Annotated in this window: 17 protein-coding genes, 1 tRNA gene and 1 pseudogene; 13 read left to right on the top strand and 6 right to left on the bottom strand. The window is 74.1% G+C overall.

All coding sequences use genetic code 11. From position 1 onward, the window contains the following. Nucleotides 1-128: 128 nt before the first annotated feature. From ACGFIA_RS08590 to ACGFIA_RS08575, 4 genes are all read left to right on the top strand, one after another. Nucleotides 129-2,648, top strand: a complete 2,520-nt coding sequence (locus tag ACGFIA_RS08590) for an FtsK/SpoIIIE domain-containing protein (protein ID WP_357469463.1) — start codon at nt 129-131, stop codon at nt 2,646-2,648. Nucleotides 2,649-2,763: 115 nt separating this feature from the next. Further along, on the top strand, nt 2,764-3,540 hold the full coding sequence (locus ACGFIA_RS08585; RefSeq protein ID WP_357380909.1) for a hypothetical protein: 777 nt from the start codon (nt 2,764-2,766) through the stop codon (nt 3,538-3,540). Nucleotides 3,541-3,688: 148 nt separating this feature from the next. Then, a complete protein-coding gene (locus ACGFIA_RS08580) occupies nt 3,689-3,952 on the top strand; it encodes a DUF6244 family protein (protein ID WP_073830945.1) in 264 nt (87 codons plus the stop codon). 166 nt (nt 3,953-4,118) lie between these two features. Then, complete coding sequence (locus ACGFIA_RS08575) at nt 4,119-4,922, top strand: alpha/beta fold hydrolase (RefSeq protein ID WP_357469460.1); 804 nt, start codon at nt 4,119-4,121, stop codon at nt 4,920-4,922. Between the two features lie 114 nt (nt 4,923-5,036). Here the strand turns inward: ACGFIA_RS08575 and ACGFIA_RS08570 are convergent, their stop codons facing one another. Together ACGFIA_RS08570 and ACGFIA_RS08565 are read right to left on the bottom strand one after the other, a co-directional pair. Then, entirely contained in the window at nt 5,037-6,629 is a 1,593-nt protein-coding gene (locus tag ACGFIA_RS08570; protein ID WP_393259243.1) for a GMC family oxidoreductase, read from the bottom strand. A gap of 90 nt (nt 6,630-6,719) precedes the next feature. Further along, a complete protein-coding gene (locus ACGFIA_RS08565; protein WP_357380915.1) occupies nt 6,720-7,586 on the bottom strand; it encodes an aldo/keto reductase in 867 nt (288 codons plus the stop codon). Nucleotides 7,587-7,761: 175 nt separating this feature from the next. Between ACGFIA_RS08565 and ACGFIA_RS08560 the strand changes: the two genes are divergently transcribed. The 6 genes and pseudogenes from ACGFIA_RS08560 to ACGFIA_RS08535 all read left to right on the top strand — a co-directional run bounded on the left by ACGFIA_RS08560 (nt 7,762) and on the right by ACGFIA_RS08535 (nt 15,210). Next, nucleotides 7,762-8,127, top strand: coding sequence for a YciI family protein (locus ACGFIA_RS08560; RefSeq protein WP_393259242.1), 366 nt, complete (start codon nt 7,762-7,764; stop codon nt 8,125-8,127). Between the two features lie 278 nt (nt 8,128-8,405). Further along, nucleotides 8,406-9,854: a pyruvate kinase gene (gene pyk / locus ACGFIA_RS08555; protein WP_357469450.1), complete on the top strand. Its 1,449-nt coding sequence runs from the start codon at nt 8,406-8,408 to the stop codon at nt 9,852-9,854. A gap of 64 nt (nt 9,855-9,918) precedes the next feature. Next, complete coding sequence (locus ACGFIA_RS08550; protein ID WP_013287530.1) at nt 9,919-10,788, top strand: acyl-CoA thioesterase II; 870 nt, start codon at nt 9,919-9,921, stop codon at nt 10,786-10,788. A gap of 71 nt (nt 10,789-10,859) precedes the next feature. Continuing rightward, nucleotides 10,860-11,330 (top strand): Rrf2 family transcriptional regulator, encoded by a 471-nt coding sequence (locus ACGFIA_RS08545; RefSeq protein ID WP_357380921.1) that lies wholly within the window; start codon nt 10,860-10,862, stop codon nt 11,328-11,330. 132 nt (nt 11,331-11,462) lie between these two features. Further along, nucleotides 11,463-12,419: pseudogene (locus ACGFIA_RS08540) on the top strand (sulfite exporter TauE/SafE family protein); the annotation flags it as partial. A gap of 523 nt (nt 12,420-12,942) precedes the next feature. Then, a complete protein-coding gene (locus ACGFIA_RS08535; protein ID WP_357469447.1) occupies nt 12,943-15,210 on the top strand; it encodes a cellulose binding domain-containing protein in 2,268 nt (755 codons plus the stop codon). A gap of 167 nt (nt 15,211-15,377) precedes the next feature. Here the strand turns inward: ACGFIA_RS08535 and ACGFIA_RS08530 are convergent, their stop codons facing one another. Next, on the bottom strand, nt 15,378-16,373 hold the full coding sequence (locus tag ACGFIA_RS08530; protein WP_357469443.1) for an LLM class flavin-dependent oxidoreductase: 996 nt from the start codon (nt 16,371-16,373) through the stop codon (nt 15,378-15,380). Nucleotides 16,374-16,434: 61 nt separating this feature from the next. Then, entirely contained in the window at nt 16,435-16,914 is a 480-nt protein-coding gene (locus ACGFIA_RS08525; RefSeq protein ID WP_357380927.1) for an Lrp/AsnC family transcriptional regulator, read from the bottom strand. Nucleotides 16,915-16,997: 83 nt separating this feature from the next. Between ACGFIA_RS08525 and ACGFIA_RS08520 the strand changes: the two genes are divergently transcribed. Continuing rightward, nucleotides 16,998-18,173, top strand: coding sequence for a PLP-dependent aspartate aminotransferase family protein (locus ACGFIA_RS08520; RefSeq protein ID WP_357380929.1), 1,176 nt, complete (start codon nt 16,998-17,000; stop codon nt 18,171-18,173). 36 nt (nt 18,174-18,209) lie between these two features. On the opposite strand, the gene ACGFIA_RS08515 is transcribed toward ACGFIA_RS08520, so the two are convergent. Both ACGFIA_RS08515 and ACGFIA_RS08510 read right to left on the bottom strand, forming a co-directional pair. After that, a complete protein-coding gene (locus ACGFIA_RS08515) occupies nt 18,210-18,893 on the bottom strand; it encodes a transcriptional regulator (RefSeq protein ID WP_357380931.1) in 684 nt (227 codons plus the stop codon). Nucleotides 18,894-18,991: 98 nt separating this feature from the next. After that, a tRNA-Leu gene (locus ACGFIA_RS08510) sits at nt 18,992-19,074 on the bottom strand. Nucleotides 19,075-19,155: 81 nt separating this feature from the next. On the opposite strand from ACGFIA_RS08510, the gene ACGFIA_RS08505 reads away from it, so the two are divergent. Both ACGFIA_RS08505 and ACGFIA_RS08500 read left to right on the top strand, forming a co-directional pair. After that, nucleotides 19,156-19,776: an ANTAR domain-containing response regulator gene (locus ACGFIA_RS08505; RefSeq protein ID WP_013287522.1), complete on the top strand. Its 621-nt coding sequence runs from the start codon at nt 19,156-19,158 to the stop codon at nt 19,774-19,776. Between the two features lie 37 nt (nt 19,777-19,813). Further along, a complete protein-coding gene (locus ACGFIA_RS08500; protein ID WP_357469440.1) occupies nt 19,814-21,025 on the top strand; it encodes a hypothetical protein in 1,212 nt (403 codons plus the stop codon). Nucleotides 21,026-21,145 lie beyond the last annotated feature (120 nt).

Here is a 21,145-nt window from a genome sequence, read left to right as displayed (position 1 = left end):
GAACGGCGGGCGGCGCGGCCGTCCGCCGCCGGGTGAACAGTGGACGAATCCCCGGTGCGGAGCGCCACGTGCCGCCGTGGCGCGCGTCCGTTAGGGTTCCCTCGATCGCAAACGTCGGAGGGCGGACGGTGGGCAGACTCGCGGCGGCGTACCGGCAGGCGGTCGATCGGCATCGACGGGCGGTGCGGCACTGGGAGGCGGCCCGGCGGCTGCTCGGCGCCGCCGGCCCGGCGCCCGTGGGGAGCCCCGAGCTGGTCGCGCGGCTGGCCCGCCTCGGCGGTGAGCTGGCCGCCGCGGTGCCTGGCACCGCCCGCGTCGCGACCCACCCCGTTCCGGTACGCCTCGGCGCGGCGACCACAGTCGACGGCACGTTCCCAGTGCTCGTGCCGGTGGGGGCGGGCGCGCACCTGGCGGTCGACGTGGACGCCCGTGACCCGCGCGTCGGCGAGCTGCTGCGTGCGGTGGTGGTACGGCTGCTGACCGCCGCCCCGGCCGGCGCGATCCGGGTGGCCGGCATCGACCAGGCCGCCTTCGGCGCGGCGTTCCTGCCGCTGCGCCCGCTGCAGGACGCCGGGGTGCTCGCCGCGGCGGCCACCACCGAGGCGGAGACGACAGCCCTGCTCGACCTGGCCGAGCGGCACGCGCGTACCGCCCAGCGATCCGCGCCGGAGGACCGCGAACTGCTCGTGGTGGTCGCCGCGTCCGCGCCGCCGCCCCGGGAGCTGGCCCGGCTGGCGGCGCTCACCCACGCCGGACCGGCCGCCGCCGTCTGCGTGCTGCTCGCCGGCCACCCGCCGGCCGGGCCGACCGCCGCGCCGCCGCTCGGCGCCACCACCCAGCTTCGCGTCACCGAGCGCTACACCCTCGTCGGAGACCCGCCCGGCCGCCCGTTCAGCGCCGACGGCAGCGGGCTGGCCGCACCGGTGGTGCTCGACGGCGACCCGTCGCACGCCACTGTGACCGCGCTGGCCCGCCGGTACGCCGAGGCCGCCGGCCAGGACGGCGTCACGTTCGCCGACCTGCTGCCCGCGCAGCGCTGGGCCGGGTCCGCCGCCTCCGGGCTGCGTACCGTGCTCGGCCGGGCCGGCCGCCGGCCGCTGACTGTGGCGTTCGACGACGCCACCCCGCACTGGCTTGTCGGCGGGCGCACCGGCGCCGGCAAGACGGTCCTGCTGCTCGACGTGCTCTACGGGCTGGCCGCCCGCTACTCCCCGGCCGAGCTGCGGCTGATGCTGCTCGACTTCAAGGAGGGCGTCAGCTTCACCGAGTTCGTGCCCACCGACCGCGACCCGTCCTGGCTGCCGCACGCCGACGCGGTGGGCATCGAGTCGGACCGCGAGTACGGCGTGGCGGTGCTGCGCGAGCTGCGCGCCGAACTGGGCCGCCGCGCCGACCTGCTCAAGCGGCACGGCGTCAGCCGGCTCGCCGACGTGCCGCCCAACGCCCGGCCGCCCCGGATCGTCACGGTGGTCGACGAGTTCCACGTGCTGTTCGCCGGCAACGACGCGCTGGCCCGGCAGGCGGTCGACCTGATCGAGGAGCTGGCCCGCAAGGGCCGCTCGTACGGCCTGCACCTGGTCCTGGCGAGCCAGAGCACCACCGGCGTCGAGGCGCTCTACGGCCGGGCCGAGGCGATCTTCGGGCAGTTCCCGCTGCGGATCGCGCTACCAGGCGGCGACGCCGTGCTGGACCCGCGCAACGACGCCGCGCGCGGGCTCACCGTCGGCGTCGCGGTGGTGAACACCGGCGCGGGCGCGCCCGGCGCGGACGTCGAGGTGCGGTTCCCGGACGCGCACGCCGCCTCGGCCGACCTGGCGGCGCTGCGCCACGAGCTGCACGCCGCCCGCCCGGCCGGTTCGCGCCCGCCGGCCGTCTTCCGGGGGCACGAGACGCCCCGGCTCACCGACGACCCCGCCTGGGCGGCGCTGACGCCCGGCGCCGACCCGCCGTACGCGCTCGTCGGCCGCGTGGTCGACGTGGCCGGCAGCCCGGCGGGGTTCGCGCTCGACGCCAGTCCGGGCCGGCACCTGGCGGTGGTCGGCACCGCCGCGGCCGGCGCCGACGTGCTCCGCTCGGCCGCCCTGTCCCTGGCCCGCCAGCACGCCCCCGGCACCGCCCGGTTCCTGTTCGCGCCGCTGGCGCCGGGCACCACCGAAGCCGCCGACGACCTGGCCATGACGCTCGCCGCCGCCGGGCACCCGGTCCGGCGCCTCGACGCCGCCGCGCTGCGCGCCCAGCTCGCCGAGGCCGCCTCCGGCGACGCCCCGGCGGCCGGGCGCACCTACCTGGTGGTGTTCGGGATGGACGCCGCCGCCACGACGCTCGCCGCCTCCGACCCGGCCACGTTCCGATCCGGGTACGACGACCTGCGCGCCGTGCTGCGCCAGGGGCCCGCGCGCGGTGTGCACGTGCTCGGCTGGTGGCGCGGGCTGCGCCGGCTCGCCGACGACCTGGGCGGCAGCGGGCACCGTGACGACGTGACCGGCCTTGTCGCGCTGAACGTGCCCGCCGCCGACCTGGGCCTGCACCTCGGCGCGCACGACCTGGCGTACGTCCCGCGCGAGGGCCGCGCCCTGCTCGTCGACCGGCACGAGCACCGCACCGCGCTGATCGTGCCGTTCGCCGCCGGGGGAGAGGTCACCCCGTGAGCGCGAGGAGTGAGCCGGGTTTGCGAGCCCCGCAGTCGCGAACGGAAGACGGCCTTGTGAGCGCGAGGAGTGAGCCGGGTTTGCGAGCCCCGCAGTCGCGAACGAAAGACATCACATGAGCGGATTCGACGAGTACGCGGCGCTGCTGCGGGAGCTGTCCACCCGGCAGCGGGGCGGGGAGCGGGAGATCGCCGCCGAGGCGGAGCGCCGCCGTGGCCTCCAGGCCGCTGTCGACTCGCTCGGGCAGCGGCTCTCCGCCCAGGGGCAGCACCTGGACCGGCTCGGGCAGGCGATCGGCGTGCCGATGACCTCGGTCCCGGCCGAGGCGCCGGTGCCGGCGGCGGTGGCCGCCGGGGGAGCGCCGGATCCCGCGCCCGTTCCGGGGGACGGGGTGACCGGCGGCGCAGCCGACGCCCCGGGGCGGCCGGAGGTCGGGGCGTACCCCTCGGGTGGTGTGCCCGCGCCGCGAGCGGGTGACCCGGCGGCGGAGCTGGCGGCGGCGGGCCGGCTCGCCGAGGAGGCCGACGGGTACGGCCGGCAGGCCGACGCGCTGGCCCGCACGCCGGTGCTGCTGCCCACCTGGTCCGCGCCGGCTCGGGCGGTGGTGGTGTACGCGGGCTGCGCGCTCGTCGGCTCGCTGCTGATGCTGATCGCGATCATCGGTTCGTCGCTGCCGGTGGCCGGGCTGGACCTGGTGGCGGCGCTGTCCTGCGCGGGCGTCCCGTTGATGTCCTTCGTGGCCGGTCAGGTGGTACTCGCCCGCTGGGGCCGCCCGGCGGTGGAGGGCGACGCGCCGCCCGGGCGGTACGTGCCGCTCGGTTTCGTGATCTGCGCCCTGGTCTCCCCGTCCTTCTTCTGCCTCTATCTCCTCCTCTTCCGCCTCCTCCGCTGACCTTCTACCCGCTCCGTCGATCATGGAGTTTCGGCCCCGGGGGCGCGGCAATTGTGGCTTTCGGGCGGGCGGAAAGTGCAAGATCGCGAAGGCGGTGGGGTGGGGCGGGGCGGTAGGCTCGCGGGGTCGGTGAGCTGGGGGAGGGCGTGTGAGCGCGGCGGAGATCATCGCCAGGCTGGCGGCGGCGGCACAGAAGCTGGACGAGGCCAAGGCGCGCACCGCCGCCGCCGCGCAGGACGCGGCCGAGGCGCGGGCGCTGGTGGCGGGCGCGCTGGAGGGGGCCACGGCGGGGCCGCTTATCGGCGCCATCGACTCCTACCGGCAGGCGCTGGCGCAGGCCGCGCAGGGCGGGGAGCCGGCCCGGCAGCACGTGCAGGAGACAATCGCGAAGGTCCAGGCGCTGGGCAACTGAGCCCGGCCCGGCATGCCGGTTTGCGCGCAGGGCGCGACAAGGGTTACCGACGCGTAACTTTTCATTGACGTGCGTAAATCGGACACGCATCATCGTGTCCACGATCGATCGGATCCCACCCGTCCCCCCGGGTACGCCCGGGTGCCTCCCCCCGGAGGTGCAGCCCATGCTGCTCCGAACGATCCTGGCCGCCACCACCGCCGCCACCGTCCTGCTCGTCCCGGCCGCCGCCCAGGCCGCCACCGCCGAACCCGCCGCCCCGTCGAACGCGGCCACCGTCGCCACCGCCGCGCAACGGGCCGCCGCCGCTGCCGCCGACCCGGTGATCGTGGTCGGCGGCCTGAGTGGAATCTCCATCGCGTACGAGCCGATCGCCGCCCGGCTGCGCGCCGACGGCTACCGGGTCTCGATCTTCCAGTTGCCGAACCTCGGTCTCGGCGACATCCGCGAGTCCGCCCGGACGTTGTCGTCCTACGTGGACCGGGTGCGCGCCAGCACCGGCGCGGCCCGTGTCGACCTGGTCGGCCACTCCGAGGGTGGCCTGGTCAGCCGCTGGTACGTCAAGTACCTCGGCGGCGCGGCCACCGTCGACCAGTACGTCAGCCTGGGCAGCCCGCAGTACGGCACCTACGTCGCCAACCTGGTCGCCGTCCTCGGGCTGGGCAGCTGCGCCGGGGTGATCGCCTGCCAGCAGATGACCATCGGGTCGAGCTTCCTCGCCGACCTCAACGCCGGGGACGACACCCCCGGCCCGGTGCGCTGGGCAACGGTGCGCACGTGGCAGGACGAACTGGTCCGGCCGGTCGACAACGCCGTGCTCGCCGACGGCGCGACGAACATCCTGGTGCAGGCGTGGTGCCCGCTGCGGGTCGTCGGCCACCTCGGGCTGGTGCTGGACGGCACCACCTACACGGCGGTGCGCCAGGTGCTCGCCGGTGCCCCGGTCCAGCCGAACTGCTTCGCGGTCTGAGCCACGTGCCGGGCCCGCCGTTCGCGCGGGTCCGGCACGTCCCGCCGTTCGCGCGCGGGCCCGGCATGTCCCGCCGGGCGTCGGCGCGGGCGCAACCCGGCCCGGGCCGGTCGCTCAGCCCGCGTCCCGTCCCGTGATCAGGTCGGCGGCCCGCCAGGCCAGCGCGGTCACCGGGGCGCTGGTCCAGCCGGCCACCATCACCGGCAGCACCGACGCGTCGACCACCCGCAGCCCGTCCACGCCGCGTACCCGCAACTCCGGGTCGACCACGTGGTCGTCGCCGGCGCCCATCGCGCAGGTGCCGATCGCGTGGTAACCGCAGTAGCCGCGCGCCACGGCCGCCTCGACGATCTCCGCGTCGGTGGTGGTCGCCGCTCCGGGCACCGTCTCGGCCTGGATCCGCCGCGCGATCGGCCCGGTGCGGAAGAACTCCCGCATCCGGCGGAACAGGTCCACCGCCACCCGCTGGTCGTGCTCGGTGGCGAGGTAGTTCGCCACGATGCCCGGCGGCGTACGCGGGTCCGCGTCGGTGATCGTCAGGCTGCCCTCGCTGTCCGGCCGGGTGACAGTGCCCAGGCACATCACGCCCGGCTCCCGTTCGAGTTCCAGCGCCCTGCCGGGCCGCGGCGGGGCGGCTGAGAACGGCGCCATCAGCAGGTGCGCGTCCGGGCGGTCCAGATCCGGGCGGGACTTGAGGTGGGCGGCCACGTCCAGCACCGGCAGGGCGAGCGGCCCGCCCCGGGTGAGCAGCCAGCGCAGCGTCGCCCGGGCCTGCCCGAGCGGGCTGCCGATGGTCATGTTGTGGCCGCCGGGCTCGGCGAGGCGGTATTGAAGCACCATCGACCGGTGCTCGCGCAGCCCCGCGCCGACCCGGGGCCGGTCGAGCAGCACCGGCACCCCGGCGGCGCGCAGCGTGTCCGCCGGGCCGATGCCGGAGACCTGCAACAGGTGCGGGGTGGCCAGGGCGCCCGCGGCGAGGATCACCTCACCCGCCGCCCGGTGCTCGGCCTCCCGGCCGCCGTGCGCCACCCGTACGCCTGTGGCCCGGCCGCCCTCGACCAGCACCCGCAGGGCGACGGCACCGACCTCGACGGTCAGGTTGGGCCGGCGCCGGACCGGGTGCAGGAACGCGTCGGCGGCGCTGACCCGGCGTCCGCCGTGGATGGTGGCGGTGGGGTAGCCGATCCGCTCGTCGTCGTGGGCGTCCAGGTCGTCGGCGTGGCGCCAGCCCAGCTCGGCGCCGGTGGCCACCATCTCCTCGGCGAGCGGGTCGGTGCCGGTGGCGACGGACAGCCGCACCGGGCCGCCCGTGCCCCGGTGCGGCGCGGGCCCGAGGGGGTGGTCCTCCAACCGCTGGAACACGGGCCGCATGGTCGACCAGCCCCAGCCCAGCGGTCCGAGGGCGTCCCAGTCCCGGGCCGCGCCGCGGCTCCAGATCATGCCGTTCACCGACGTCGAGCCGCCGACCATCCGCCCGCGCTGCCAGATCTCCCGGCGGCCCGGCCCGGTGGTGGCCGGGTAGTGCCAGGCGGTGCGCTCGTCGTCCATCAGCCGGGAGAACGCCTTCGGTACGCGCACGTACGGGCTGCGGTCCCAGCCGCCCGCCTCCAGCAGCAGCACCCGGGTGCCCGGATCCTCGGTGAGCCGGTTGGCCAGCACGCACCCCGCCGCCCCGGCGCCCACGATGACGTAGTCGAACTCCTCCACAGCGGACCCCCACTCGCGAGAATCCTTCTGACGGTAGTTGTTCGATCACATTCCGCGAAAGGGGCCGGTCGGGGGAGGTGCGTGACCCGCTCAGGCAGCCTTTGCCAGCGCCTCGAACTCGTCGTCGGTCAGCACCACCTCGGCCGCCGCCACGTTCTCCTCCAGGTGCGCCACCGACGACGTGCCCGGAATCGGCAGCATCACCGGCGACCGGCGCAGCAACCAGGCCAGCGCGAGTTGCGCCGGGGTGGCGCCGTGCGCGGTCGAGATCGCGTCGAGCGGGCCGCCGGGCCGGGCCAGGCTGCCGGTGGCGATCGGGAACCACGGGATGAACGCCAGGTCGTGGCGCTCGCAGTGCTCCAGCACGTCCTCCGCGCCGCGGTCGGCCAGGTTGTAGAGGTTCTGCACGGACACGATCGGCGCGATCGCCTGTGCCGCCTCGATCTCCTCGACACTGACCTGGGACAGCCCGATGTGCCGGATCTTGCCCTCCTGCCGCAGCAGCGCCAGCTCGCCGAGCTGGTCGGCCAGCGGGACCTTCGCGTCGATGCGGTGCAGCTGGTAGAGCGGGATGCAGTCCAGGCCCAGGTGGCGCAGGCTCAGCTCGCACTGCTGGCGCAGGTACTCCGGGCGGCCCACCGGCCGCCAGTCGTCCGGACCGGAGCGGGTCAGCCCGGCCTTCGTCGCGATGACCAGGTCGTCGGCGTACGGGTGCAGCGCCTCGCGGATCAGCAGCTCGCTGACGAACGGCCCGTACGAGTCGGCGGTGTCGATGAACGTGACGCCCATCTCGTACGCGCGGCGCAGCACCCGTACCGCCTCGGCCGGATCCTTCGGGTCACCCCACACCCCCGGACCGGTGAGCTGCATCGCCCCGTAGCCGAGGCGGTCGACCGGCAGGTCGCCACCGATCCGGTAGGTACCCGACGCCTTGGCGGGCTGGGTGCTGGTGGCCATTCGTGCTCCTCCTGTGCTCGTTCTGTGCTCGTTCGTGCCTCGCGGGGTGGTGCAGCGCCCCGACCCCTGGACATTCCCCGAATCGGGGCGGTGAAGCACTGGCAGTTGCGCCGAGCTGCCCCGGCACGCCGGGCCGCCGTGGGAGGCTGGGCGGAACGGTGGTCAGGAGGTGCGCATGGCCGCGACGCCACGGCTCGACTTCGCGCTCGACACGTACGAGTGCATCGTGCTCTACCCGGGGCCCTCGGGGCGGGCCCTGCCGGACGAGACCGTGCAGCGGTTGCAGGCCGAGCACCTTCAGCACATGCGGGCGCTGCAGCGGCGCGGCCTCGTGCTCGTGGACGGGTCGGTGGACGGCCCGGCCCGGGAACCCGACCCGCCGATCGGCTTCGGGCTGGCCCGGACCGGCTCGGTGGACGACGTCCGCAGCGTCATGGAGGCCGACCCGGCGGTGCAGGCCGGGCTCTACCGCGTCGAGGTGCTCACCTTCCTGTGCCCGGCCGGCTCGCTGGAGTTCCCGCTGGTCAAGACGGAGAGCTGAGACTCCGCGCGCGTACCTTCGACGGCCCCGCCGGCCGCCGCGTACCCACGGCCCGCCCACGGCCCCAGCGGCCGGGCGCGGCCGTGCCACAGTGCCCCCGGCCGGCCGGTGACGGGGAGCGGTACGATTTCTCACCGCGCGGTCGCTGATGCCCGCCACACGACGTTCCGGTGCGGTACGCCTACGCCCGCCCAGCGGTTGACGCGCGTCGTTGGACAGATGTTCCACAGTCCGCAAGGGGTCGGCCGGGAGGCCGACCCGGAGGAGAGACTAGCCTGATGGGCGTGACACGCCGCGCGAAGATCGTCTGCACCCTCGGCCCCGCAACCGCGTCCCCGGAGCGTATCCGCGGCCTCGTCGAAGCGGGCATGAACGTGGCGAGGCTCAACTTCAGCCACGGCAGTCACGCCGACCACGAGTCGGTCTACCGGCTGGTCCGCGAGGCGGCCGAGGCGGCCGGCAAGCCGGTCGCGGTGCTCGCCGACCTCCAGGGCCCCAAGATCCGCCTGGGCCGGTTCGCCGACGGACCGCACGAGTGGCGCACCGGCGACTCGGTGGTGATCACCGGGGACGAGGTGGAGGGCACCAAGGAGCGGGTCTCCTGCACCTACCGCAAGCTGCCCCAGGAGGTGAAGCCGGGCGACCGGCTGCTGATCGACGACGGCCGGGTCGCGGTCGAGGTCAGCGACGTCACCGGCAACGACATCCGGTGCCTGGTCACCGAGGGCGGCCCGGTCTCCAACAACAAGGGCGTCTCGCTGCCGAACGTCGCGGTGAGCGTCCCGGCCCTGTCCGACAAGGACGCGCAGGACCTGCGCTTCGCCCTCGGTCTCGGCGTCGACCTGGTGGCGCTCTCCTTCGTCCGCTCGCCCGACGACATCAAGCTCGTCCACTCGATCATGGACGAGGAGGGCGTGCGCCGCCCGGTCCTGGCCAAGGTCGAGAAGCCGGAGGCGGTCGACCACCTGGAGGCGATCGTGCTCGCCTTCGACGGGGTCATGGTCGCCCGCGGCGACCTCGGCGTCGAACTGCCACTGGACCAGGTGCCGCTGGTGCAGAAGCGCGCCGTGCAGCTGTGCCGGGAGAACGCCAAGCCGGTCATCGTGGCCACCCAGATGCTCGACTCGATGATCGAGAACTCGCGCCCGACCCGCGCCGAGGCGTCCGACGTGGCGAACGCGGTGCTCGACGGCGCGGACGCGGTGATGCTCTCCGGCGAGACGAGCGTCGGCAAGTACCCGGTGCTCACCGTCAGCACCATGGCCAAGATCGTCACCACCACCGAGGCCGGGTCCATCGCCGTCCCCCGGTTGCAGCACGATCCGCGTACGCACGGCGGCGCGCTCACCGTCGCCGCCTCGTCGATCGCCCGGGCCATCGGCGCCAAGGCCATGGTCGCGTTCTCGCAGACCGGTGACACCGTCAAGCGGCTGGCCCGGCTGCACTGCGACCTGCCGCTGCTGGCGTTCACGCCGGTGCCGGAGGTGCGCAACCAGCTCGCGCTGTCCTGGGGCGTGGAGACGTTCCTGATGCCGTTCGTCCAGCACACCGACGACATGTTCCGCCAGGTCGACCAGGCGCTGCTCGGCCTCAACCGGGCCAACCCGGGCGACTACGTGGTGATCGTGGCGGGCAGCCCGCCCGGCACGCCCGGCTCCACCAACACCCTGCGCGTGCACCAGCTGGGTTCGCTGGTCGACGCGGCCTCGGCACGAGCCCTCCAGTGAGCGCGAGGAGTGAGCCGGGTTTGCGAGCCCCGCAGTCGCGAACGAAGGTGACACAGTGAGTGGTGTGGCGACCGGGCAGGCGGCTGTCGACCAGCTACTGGAGGTGCTCGACCTCGCCCGTACCGGGGAGATGACCTTCCGGGGGATGAGCCCGCAGGTGGGCCCGCAGCGGGTCTACGGTGGCCAGGTCGCCGGCCAGGCCCTGGTGGCGGCCGGCCGCACCGTCGACGCGGAGCGGGCCGTGCACTCCCTGCACGGCTACTTCGTGCGCCCCGGCGACCCGGCCGAGCCGATCGAGTACCAGGTGGAGAACGTCCGCGACGGCCGCTCCTTCTCGGTGCGCCGTTCGGTGGCGTTGCAGCACGACAAGCCGATCTTCTTCATGTCGGCGTCGTTCCAGCGCCAGGAGGAGGGGCTGGACCACCATGCCCCGCTCCCGCCGGACGTGCCTGGTCCGGACGACGTGCCGACCATGACCGACCGGCTCTCCCGCTACCCGGAGCGCCTGGGCATCTGGGGGATGATCCCGCGCCCGATCGACGTGCGCTACGTCGGCGAGCCCGGCTGGGTGCGCCCCGGCGACCGCCCGGCCGAGCCGCACCAGCGGGTGTGGATGCGCCTGGACGGCAAACTGCCGGACGATCCGCTGCTGCACGCGTGCGCGCTCACGTACGCCTCCGACCTGACGCTGCTGGACTCGGTGCTCTCGGTGCACGGCGAGGTGTGGGGGCCGGGCGGCGTGGTCGGCGCGAGCCTCGACCACGCGCTGTGGTTCCACAGGTCGTTCCGCGCCGACGAGTGGTTCCTGTACGACTGCTGGAGCCCGTCCGCGTCCGGTGCGCGTGGCCTGGCCACGGGCCGGATGTTCACCACCGACGGCCGGCACATCGCCAGCGCCGTGCAGGAGGGTCTGCTGCGGCGCGTGGGCGGCTGAACGCCCGGCCCGGTGACCCGCCCGCACGGGTCGGCGGGCCAGCTCCCGGCACAGCGGACTAACCTGGCCGTATGCGTCTCTCCGCCCGGGTCGACTATGCCCTCCGCGCGGCTGCCGAGCTGGCCTCGGTAGCGGACGAGGAGGCCACCGGGCGGAGCCGGCCGGTGACCGCCGAACAGATCGCCCGCGCGCAGGACATCCCGCCGAAGTTCTTGGAGAGCATCCTGCTGCAACTGCGCCGCGGCGGCATCGTGCACGCCCAGCGTGGCCCCGAGGGCGGCTACTGGCTGGCCCGGCCGGCCGGGGAGATCTCCCTGGCCGAGGTGATCCGGGTCATCGACGGTCCGCTCGCGCACGTGCGCGGGCAGCGGCCGGAACAGCTCGGCTACCAGGGCGCGGCCCGCGCGTTGCAGGACGTCTGGATCGCGCTGCGGGCCAGCGAGCGGGAGATCCTCGATCTGGTCACCATCGCCGACGTGGCCACGGGGGCGCTGCCCGGCCGGGTCAACGAGCTGGCCGCCGACCCGCGCGCCTGGAGCTGACGGGCGCCTCCGCACGCTCCGGCACACCGTCCGGCGTCTCCTACCAACCGGATGGGGGACTTGACCCGGGGCGCCCTCGTGCCGCATTGTCGACCAAGTCGATAGGAGATACCGAAAAGTCAGGGGGCGCTCGTGCGCAAGCTGCTGGTCCTCGCCCTCGTCGGGCTCGCCGCGCAACTCGTCGACGGCGCGCTCGGCATGGCCTACGGGCTGACCTCCTCGACCCTGCTCCTGTTCGCCGGTGTCGCGCCCGCTGCCGCGTCCGCCTCGGTGCACCTGGCCGAGATCGGCACCACGCTGGCGGCGGGTGTGTCGCACTGGCGGTTCGGCAACGTCGACTGGCGGGTGGTCGGCCGTATCGCGCTCCCCGGCGCCATCGGCGCGTTCGCCGGGGCGACGTTCCTCAGCTCCATCTCCACCGAGGCGGCGGCGCCCTGGATGGCCGCCATCCTGTTCACGCTCGGCGCGTACCTGCTGGTGCGGTTCTCCCGGCCGCTGCGCGCCAACCGGGCCGCCGGCCGCTTGCGCAGCCGGTTCCTCGCCCCGCTCGGCCTGGTTGCCGGCTTCGTCGACGCCACCGGCGGCGGGGGCTGGGGCCCGGTCGCCACCCCGGCGCTGCTGGTCTCCGGCCGGATGGAACCCCGCAAGGTCATCGGCTCGGTGGACACCTCCGAGTTCGTGGTGGCCGGCGCGGCGAGCATCGGCTTCCTGATCGGCCTGGGCTCCGAGGGCTTCCTGCTGCCCACTGTTGCCGCCCTTCTGATCGGCGGCCTGATCGCCGCCCCGATCGCGGCGTGGCTGGTCCGCATCGTGCCCGCCCAGCTGCTCGGCGCCGTGATCGGCGGCGTGATCGTGCTGACCAACGCCCGCACGCTGCTGAGCGCCGGCGGCGTGGGCGGCTCGCTGCCGGTGGTGGTGTACGTGCTGCTCGGCGGCGCCTGGCTGGTCGCCGTCGGGCTGGCGGTGCGCGCGCTGCGCCGTACCCGCCGGGCCCGCGCCACTGTCGACGCCGCACTCGCCGCCACGTCGCCCGCCGAGGCGGGGGAACCCGAGCTCGCCACGTCGGCGGAGCCGGGGGAGTCCGTCAAGCCGGCGGAAGCCGTCAAGCCAGCGGGAGCCGTCGAGCCGGCGGAGGTCGTCAAGCCGGTGGAGGCGGTCGAGCCGGCGGAGGCCGTGAGGCCGGGGCGGGCCCCGGAGCCGGAGGCCGCCACCGAGAGCGCCGAGGCCGCGGAGTCGCGGAAGCTCGCCGCCGCCGTCGAAGGCTGAGCCGCTCGCGGTTTCCCGGCCGCGCCTCCTCCCGGGAGGGCGCGGCCCGGGACAAAGGTCGCCGGTCGCCGGTCGCCGCTCCGCCAGCCGTCGCCCTGTTGACGGCCGCGCCGCCGCCCGCCGGGCGCCAACCGCGCGACCGGGGTGAAGGGCGCGCGACGTCCTCGGTGGGCCCGGCGAGGGGCGGCGCTTGTGGGGGTGTCCGGCGGTGACCTAGGCTGACGGGGCGCGGAGCCTAATCACCGACGTCGATGTGTTGGCGTCGCCCCTCGCGTCAGGGCACGTATCCGCCGGTCCGGGCAGACCGGCGTCGCCGCGTGCCTGACCTCCGCGAAAGGCATTTCCCGTGCACCTCACCACCCCACGCCACCGGCTTGCGCTGCTCGCCGCGGCCTCTGCGGTCACCCTGTCGGCGGGCGCGCTCACCACGATGACGGCCGCCGCGGCGGCCGTCGCCTGCCGGGTCGACTACCGGATCACCAACCAGTGGAGCGGCGGCTTCGGCGCCGACGTGACAGTCACCAACCTCGGCGACCCGGTCAACGGCTGGACCCTCGGCTGGAGCTTCGCCGCCGGCCAGCAGGTCGTCCAGGCGTGGAACGCGACGGTCAGCCAGTCCGGCACGCAGGTGAGCGCCCGCGACGCCGGCTACAACGCGGCCCTCGGCACCGGCGGCGCCGCCAACTTCGGCTTCAACGGCTCGTGGAACAACGCGTCGAATCCGGTCCCGGCCGCGTTCACGCTCAACGGCACCGCCTGCACCGGCGCGCCGTCCACCACGCCACCGCCGACCACGCCACCACCCACCACCCCGCCGCCGACCACGCCGCCACCCACCACACCCCCGCCGACCACCCCGCCGGCCGGGGCGAAGCAGATGGAGGACCTCGACCGAGGGCTGGTCAGCGTCCGCTCCGGAAACGGGAACCTGGTCTCCTGGCGGCTGCTCGGCACCGAGATCACAGGGGTTTCGTTCAACCTCTACCGGGGCGGCACCAAGGTCAACGGAAGCCCGATCACCGGCGCCACCACGTACCTGGACAGCGGCGCGGCGGCCGGCTCGGCGTACACCGTGCGGGCCGTGGTGAACGGCGCCGAGCAGGCGGCGTCCGCCCCGGCGCTCCAGTTCGCCAACGGTTACCTGGACGTGCCGATCCAGCCGCCGCCCGGTGGCACCACCCCGGCCGGGGAGGGCTACAGCTACTCGGCGAACGACGCGAGCGTTGGCGACCTCGACGGTGACGGCCGCTACGAGTTCGTGCTCAAGTGGGACCCGTCGAACGCCAAGGACAACTCGCAGTCCGGCTACACCGGCAACGTCTACGTCGACGCGTACACGCTCACCGGCACTCGGCTGTGGCGCGTCGACCTGGGCCGCAACATCCGCGCCGGCGCCCACTACACCCAGTTCCAGGTGTACGACTACGACGGCGACGGGGACGCCGAGGTGGCCATGAAGACCGCCGACGGCACCCGCTCCGGCACCGGCCAGGTGATCGGCAACGGCTCGGCCGATTACCGCAACTCCAGCGGTTACGTGCTCGCCGGCCCGGAGTACCTGACGATGTTCGACGGCCGCACCGGCGCGGCGCTGTCCACAGTCGACTACGACCCGCCGCGCGGCACCGTCTCGTCCTGGGGCGACTCGTACGGCAACCGGGTCGACCGGTTCCTCGCCGGCACCGCGTACCTGGACGGGCAGCGTCCCTCGCTGATCATGGCGCGCGGCTACTACACCCGGGCCGTCATCGCGGCCTGGGACTTCCGCGACGGCACGCTGCGCAAGCGCTGGACGTTCGACTCGAACGCCTCCGGCAACGGCGCCGCCGCCGGGCAGGGCAACCACCAGCTCTCCGTGGCCGACGTGGACAACGACGGCCGCCAGGAGATCGTGTACGGCGCCGCCACCATCGACGACAACGGCCGGCTGCTCTACTCCACCGGCAACGGCCACGGCGACGCGCTGCACGTCGGCGACCTCGACCCGGCCCGCGCGGGCCTGGAGGTGTTCAAGGTCGACGAGGACGGCAGCAAGCCCAGCTCCTGGATGGCCGACGCGCGGACCGGGCAGATCATCTGGCAGACCGCACCGAACGGCGACAACGGCCGCGGCGTCTCCGGCGACATCTGGGCGGGCAGCCCGGGTGCGGAGTCCTGGTCGTCGGCTGTCGACGGGCTACTGAACACCAGGGGGCAGAACGTCGGGCGTAAGCCGTCGTCGGCGAACTTCCTGATCTGGTGGGACGGCGACCCGGTCCGCGAGCTGCTCGACGCCACGAAGATCGACAAGTACGGCACCGGCGGGGAGACCCGGCTGCTCACCGGCAGCGGCGTCGCCTCGAACAACGGCACCAAGTCCACCCCGGCGCTCTCGGCCGACCTGCTCGGTGACTGGCGCGAGGAGGTGGTCTGGCGCACCTCCGACAGCACCGCGCTGCGGATCTACAGCACGCCCGTCACCACCGGCCTGCGCCTGCCCACGCTGATGCACGACCCGCAGTACCGCGTGGCAGTGGCCTGGCAGAACACCGCCTACAACCAGCCGCCGCACCCGGGCTTCCAGCTGGGCGACGGCATGAGCACACCGCCCGCCCCGAACATCTACCTGCGCTGAAACGGCAGGCACCGGGTCGCCGGCCGCGGAATCCGCTCCGCCGGCGACCCGGTGCACCACACCGCAGCATTCCCGACCCGTCCCGACCGGGAATGCCGTACCACCACCGGGGACAAAGTTATGCGTCCCACGCGACGGTGCGGTGACGTGGCTATGAAGAGCGTGTTTCAGGCGTCCCGGCGCAGCCCGCCGGCCACCTTCTCGGCGATCAGCTCGAACGAGCGGATCCGGTCGGCCACGTCGTACACCATCGTGGTGAGCATCAGCTCGTCCGCGCCGGTGCGCTCCAGCAACTCACCGAGCTGCCGGGCCACCGTCTCCGGCGAGCCGGTCGCCTGGCCGTCGCGGCGCTGGGCGACGAACTCCCGCTCGAACTCCGAGTACGGGTACGCCGCCGCCTCCTCCGGCGTGACCAGCGGTTCCGGCCGCCCCGACCGCAGCTTCAGGAACGACAGCCCGGCCGGTCCGGCCAGCCACTCGGCCCGCTCGTCGGTCTCGGCGCAGACCGCGTTCACCGCCACCATCGCGTACGGCCGGTCCAGCCACTGCGACGGCCGGAAGTGCTGCCGGTAGAGCCGCAACGCGGGGATCGTGTTCTGCGAGCTGAAGTGGTGCGCGAACGAGAACGGCAACCCGAGCAGGCCGGCCAGCTGCGCGCTGAAGCCACTGGACCCGAGCAGCCACACCTGCGGCGACTGGCCCCGCCCCGGCGTCGCGGTGATCGGGCCGGGCTCGGCGCCGGAGAAGTAGTTCATCAGGTCGGCCAGCTCACGCGGGAAGTGCTCGGCGGACAGGCCCTCCATGGTGCGGCGCAGCGCCAGCGCGGTCACCTGGTCGGTGCCCGGGGCGCGGCCGATGCCCAGGTCGATCCGGCCCGGATGCAGCGCCTCCAGGGTGCCGAACTGCTCGGCCACCACCAGCGGCGCGTGGTTGGGCAGCATCACCCCGCCCGAGCCGAGCCGGATCGTGCTGGTGTTCGCCGCCAGGTGCGCCAGCAGCACGGCCGGCGCGGAGCTGGCGATGGCGGGCATGTTGTGGTGCTCGGCCACCCAGAACCGGCGGTAGCCCAGCTCCTCGGTGCGGCGGGCCAGCTCCGTGGTGTGCCGCAGCGCCTCACCGGCACTGCCGGTCGCCGCCACCGGGGCAAGATCAAGAACAGACATGGGTACGTCGATCACAGCGTGGTGCAACAGGCCACGTGCCGGAATTGTTCCGCCGGGTGCGCTACCCCATACCCCGGGCCTGCTCGAAGATCAGGCTGGTCTGCGTGTGCTGCACCGCCGGGTCGACTGCGAGATGATCGAGGACGAAGTCCCGCAGGGCGTCCCCGGAGGCCGCCCGTACGTGCAGCACGTAGTCGTCCGCGCCGGCCACGTGGAACACCGACACCACCCCCGGCAGCCGTACCGAACGGGCCCGGAACGCGTCCACGGCGGCCCGCTCGTGCGCGGTCAGCCGCACCGAGACCAGCGCCTGCAACGGCAGGCCCACCGCAGCCGGGTCCACCTCCGCGTGGAACCCGCGGATCGCCCCGCACTCGCGCAGCGCCCGGGTGCGGGTCAGGCACGTCGACGGCGCCACCCCCACCCGCTCGGCCAGCGCGTTGTTCGGCAGCCGGCCGTCGGCCGCCAGCTCGGTGAGGATCGCGCGGTCGGTGTCGTCCAGGCCGGCGAACGGCCGTAGATCATTCGGTGCGGCAGGCATGTGACCATCCTTCACCGAATCACTCCCGGGCGAAAGCGTGATCGTCAGAATCTTCTTCGCTGGTATTGCCTTGTGCCGTCGTCATGTTCGACGCTTCCGGCATGACTTCCGTGGACACCGCAGCCGTACACGCCGGGCGCGCCGACCTCGCCGGGCTCGGCGTCCACGTCCCGCCGATCGACCTGTCCACCACCAACCCGCTGCCCTCGGTCGCGGGCGGCGGCGACGACTACGAGACACTCGCCACCGGCGGCACCCTCCCGGCCGGCGGCAGCGCCGTCTACCAGCGCCTCTGGAACCCCACTGTGGCCCGGTTCGAGACCGCGCTCGCCCAGCTCGAAGGCACCGCCGAGGCGGTCGCGTTCGCCAGCGGCATGGCCGCGCTCACCGCCACCCTGCTCGCCGCCACCCGCGACGGCAAGCGGCACGTCGTCGCCGTCCGCCCCCTCTACGGCGGCACCGACCACGTCCTCGCCACCGGCCTGCTCGGCACGGAGGTCACCTGGGCCACCACCGCCGACGTGGCCGCCGCGATCCGGCCCGACACCGCAGTGGTCGTGGTCGAGACCCCGGCGAACCCCAGCCTCGACCTGGTCGACATCGCCGCGCTCGCCGCCGCCGCCGGTGACGTCCCGCTGCTCGTCGACAACACCGTCGCCACCCCGGTGCTCCAACAGCCCGCCCGCCACGGCGCCGCGCTCGTGCTGCACAGCGCCACCAAGAGCATCGGCGGCCACGGCGACGTCCTCGCCGGCGTCGTCGCCTGCGCACCGGAGTGGGCCGCCCGGCTGCGCCAGGTCCGCGCCGTCACCGGTGCCGTCCTGCACCCGCTCGGCGCGTACCTGCTGCACCGCGGTATCCAGACCCTCCCGCTGCGCGTCCGCGCACAGCAGGCCGGCGCGGAGAAGCTCGCCGCCTGGCTCGCCGGGCACCCCGCCGTCGAGCGCGTCCACCACCCGTCGCTGCACGACCCGGCCGGGCTGGTCGGCCGGCAGATGTCCGGCACCGGCAGCCTGCTCGCCTTCGAGGTACGCGGCGGTGCTCCCGCCGCGGCCGAGGTCGCCGGCGCCTGCGAGCTGATCACCCACGCGGTGTCGCTCGGCGGCGTCGACACGCTGATCCAGCACCCGGCCTCGCTCACCCACCGGCCGGTCGAGGGCGACGCGAAGCCCTGCGGCGGGCTGCTGCGCGTCTCGGTGGGCCTGGAGGACCCGGAGGACCTGCGGGCGGACCTCGCGCGGGCACTGTCGCGGATCTGACGTCGCCCGGCAGGGCGCGTCCGCGGTGTCGTCCGGTCACGACTTCGGGCCCACGTGCCGGTCGAGGGCGGCGACCGCCTCCCGGCGGGCGACTGACAGGGACCACGGCAGATTCATCCGCCACGCGATGCCGAGCAGGTCGAGGGACCACTGGCACAGCGCCATGATGTCGGTGGAGCGGTTGGAGAACATGTAGCGGGGATAGACGTACTGCTTCCCGCGAACGACGACCCGGTTGGTGAAGCGGCAGCCGTCGGAGTGGAAGAGTCCCCGCAGGAAGTCGCCCGGGTGGGCCTCGACGATGCTCCGCTGCCAGGCGGCCAGGACGATCGGGCGCTCGTGTTTCTTGCCCGGTCCGTGCTGGGGGAACAGGCACGGCCAATGGAGTGCTGTGCTCTGTATGGCGACACAGCCGCGCTTCTGGATGCGCTGCACCTTGTTGGCCAACACCGCCCGCATCGCTGCGTCGCACTTCTCGATCAGGCTCGGCCAGGCGTCGGCACAGTAGATGCGGAGCACCGGCGTCCGGTCCGTGGTGACCAGGTGTCCGTCACCAAGATAGAGCCCGAGCAGGTAGGCGTAGGAGGCATGGTCGGGTGGAGCGTCCGGATTGGGGCGGCACCGGAAGCAGCGGACGGCGCTTCCGAAGATCGCCGGCTCTGGTCGGTCGACGCACCAGTGCCAGACCGTGGTGTAGGGCAGGGAGAGGCTGCGGGCCACCGAACGGATGTTGTGACCCTGGGCGCGAAGGGCGCGGGCTCGTGCCCGCATTTCGGGAGGATGCACGGCAACATCCTCGAACACCTGTATGACAAGAGTGCCGGGAGCGGGATTCGAACCCGCAAGCCCTTTCGGGCAGAAGTGTTTGAGACTTCCGTGTATGCCGTTCCACCATCCCGGCGGGGTGCGGTAACTGTACCCGACTAGGCTCATGCGGGAGCATGGGTGGTGACCGTGCCGGGATCGATGGTGGGAGTGGCTCGTGGGCGAGATGCAGGCGGACGCCGAGCGCAAGCGCGTTCTGATCGCCGAGGACGAGGCGCTCATCCGGCTGGACCTGGCCGAGATGCTCGTCGAAGAGGGCTACGAGGTGGTCGGCGAGGCCGGCGACGGCGAGACCGCCGTCAAGCTCGCCGAGGAACTCAAGCCCGACCTGGTCATCCTCGACATCAAGATGCCGATCATGGACGGGCTGGCCGCCGCCGAGCGGATCGCCGGCGCGCGCATCGCCCCGGTCATCATCCTGACCGCGTTCAGCCAGCGTGACCTGGTGGAGCGGGCACGGGCGGCGGGCGCGATGGCGTACCTGGTCAAGCCGTTCCAGAAGAGCGACCTGGTGCCGGCGGTGGAGATCGCGCTGTCCCGCTACTCGGAGATCGCCGCCCTGGAGTCGGAGGTCGCCGGCCTCACCGACCGGCTGGAGATCCGCAAGACCGTCGAGCGCGCCAAGGGCGCGCTGATGACCACGTACGGCATGACCGAGCCGCAGGCGTTCAAGTGGATCCAGCGCACCGCGATGGACCACCGGATGACCATGAAGGAGGTCGCCGAGCGGATCCTCGCCGAGACCGCCGGCGGCGAGGTGGAGCAGCCCGCCTCCTGACCTCCCCGGGAGGCGTCCGATCGATAGGATCGGATCCATGCTTTCCGCGCGCGTCCGGCCGGTCCTCGTCGCCGCCGCGCTGCTCCTGGCGGCCTGCCACGCCACCCCGCGTCCGCTGCCCGGGCCCGAGCCCGTGCGCCCGCTGTGGCAGCCGGTCGAGCTGGTCCTTCCCGCCGGTGGCGTGGGCCGTTCGGTGCCGCGCGACGTCGCGCGGTGCGCCGGCCGGTGGTACGTCGTGGGCGGGCTGGTCGATCCGGCGGGGGAGACCCGGCCGGCGGCGTGGTCCTCACCGGACGGCGTGACCTGGTCGCCGATTCCGGTGCGCGGGCAGACGTTCTACGGCCGGCAGCATGTGCTCTACGCGGTGGCGTGCCGCGCCGACGGGATGGCGGCCCTGGGCGCGAAGACCGGTGGCGTGCACGGCAATCCGCGTACCGGAACGTGGGTGTGGCGCCCGGGCGGGCCGTTGCGGGAGGTGCCGGCGGCGTTCGAGTTGTTCGGCGGCCCGCGCGCGGTGAGCGCGTCGCGGCTGGCGGCGGGGCCGGCCGGTTGGCTGGTCGCCGGTGCCCGCGCGGACGGTGCGGCCGTGTGGACGTCGCCGGACGCCGAGGGGTTCGCCCTGCGTGCGGGGGTCGCGGAGCTCGCCGGTGACGGCCGGGGCCGGACGGCGGCGTACGACGTGACAGCGGTGGGGCCGGGTTGGCTGGTGGTGGGGTCGTTGCTACCGCCCGGCGGGGCGGCCCGGACGCCGCTGGTGTGGTCCTCGGTGGACGGCCGGGTGTGGCGGCGGGTGCTCCTGCCGGTGCCGGCGGGGGCGGCCGGGGCGGCGGAGCGGGTGGCGTCGGCCGACGGCGGGCCGGTGGTCCTCGGCCCGGTGGGGGACCGCTTCGCGGTGTGGCGGGCGTGCGACGACTGTGGTTCGCGCTCCGCCGGGCCGGCGGGTGTGGGGCAGGGGTGGCGGCGGGTCGGCGGGTTCGGCACGCCGGGCCCGGGGGTTTCGTCGGTGGACGCGCTCGCGGCGTCGGCCGGCCGGCTGGTCGCGGTGACCGGTGACGGGGCCGAGCGACGGCTCTGGATGTCGCGTGACGGGGGCGCGTCGTGGCTTCCGGTGATCACGCCGGTGCCGGTGCCGGACGGGGGCGACGCCGCGCTGGCGGTGGCCGTCCGCGACGACGGGCTGCTCGTGGTCGCCGACGACGGGAAATCATCCCGTGCCTGGTGGGGGGCGTTGCCAGCCGTCGATCGGTAGCGGGTGAAGTGATGTTGGCCCGTTACCAAGGAATAGTCGGTAAAAGCCTTGCCGCGCCTACGGTTCTTACGGCGATCGGCTTGAATCCGCCACCGCGTGTAACGGTTCGGTCAACCCCGC

Source organism: Micromonospora sp. NPDC049203, assembly GCF_043197215.1.
In the GTDB taxonomy this organism is placed as follows: domain Bacteria; phylum Actinomycetota; class Actinomycetes; order Mycobacteriales; family Micromonosporaceae; genus Micromonospora.
Note: the sequence above shows the minus strand (reverse complement) of the source record. Positions and strands in the feature narration are given on the sequence as shown.